Raw genomic sequence first — 727 nt, forward strand, 5'->3', positions numbered from 1 at the left:
CAACTACCAGTCTGCTTCGAAGATCCTGTTTTTCTGTCATTGAGGTCTGAGTGAAAGTGTCCACGCGGACACCTAGCTTCTGACCTCTTGCCTCTCATTTGAAGGGCGTCATTTATGGACCGCATACGATCAGCTCGATGTAGGCGTTCGTGTAGGTTGGGGCACGCCCGGACACACCCGGCACATACGGCTGGGTGTTGATGAACAGCGCCTTCAGGTCGCCCTCCGGGCAGTAGAGGCTGAGCTGGCCTCGCCGCTTCAGGCTCTGATTGTAGGCGCGGGCGTTCGCGACCCGATACGTCGGTTTCGGGCGTTTGCGCGGCGCTCCGGATTTCAGGCTGGCTTTGTATGGCAATGAACGTTCACGAGGCATAGATCAATTGCCCTTTCTACTCGACCTCACGCTGCCGCGCAACCACCCCCTTCCGAACAAAGCCAACACCGTGATCGTCCATGAACAGCACGTAGCTCCGCTCGAACGCGATCGTGTAGATCATGCCGACGATGATCACGAGCGCCGCGACCGATGCAAGCAGCGGTGTACGCTGCCATAGCAACACGGTGACGATTGGTAGGGCCACCACGGCGAGCGCCAGTTGTTATGTCGCGACCTGTACGAGAATCGGCGTCGCGAGATATTCGGCGTGAGACAGCGGCAGGTGTCGCGCGTTCGGCGAGAAGAAATGCACTGCAGTTGAGCGCGAGACATGATGGGCCGCATGGCATG

Annotated in this window: 2 protein-coding genes; both read right to left on the reverse strand. The window is 58.7% G+C overall.

The genetic code is table 11. The annotated features are described in order from the left end of the window. Window positions 1–112: 112 nt before the first annotated feature. Entirely contained in the window at window positions 113–373 is a 261-nt protein-coding gene (locus CFB82_RS41710) for a hypothetical protein (RefSeq protein WP_143751107.1), read from the reverse strand. Window positions 374–389: 16 nt separating this feature from the next. Then, window positions 390–584 (reverse strand): hypothetical protein, encoded by a 195-nt coding sequence (locus tag CFB82_RS41715; protein ID WP_089487986.1) that lies wholly within the window; start codon window positions 582–584, stop codon window positions 390–392. Window positions 585–727: the final 143 nt, after the last annotated feature.

Source organism: Burkholderia sp. HI2714 (assembly GCF_002223085.1).
Taxonomy (GTDB): Bacteria; Pseudomonadota; Gammaproteobacteria; order Burkholderiales; family Burkholderiaceae; genus Burkholderia; species Burkholderia lata_D.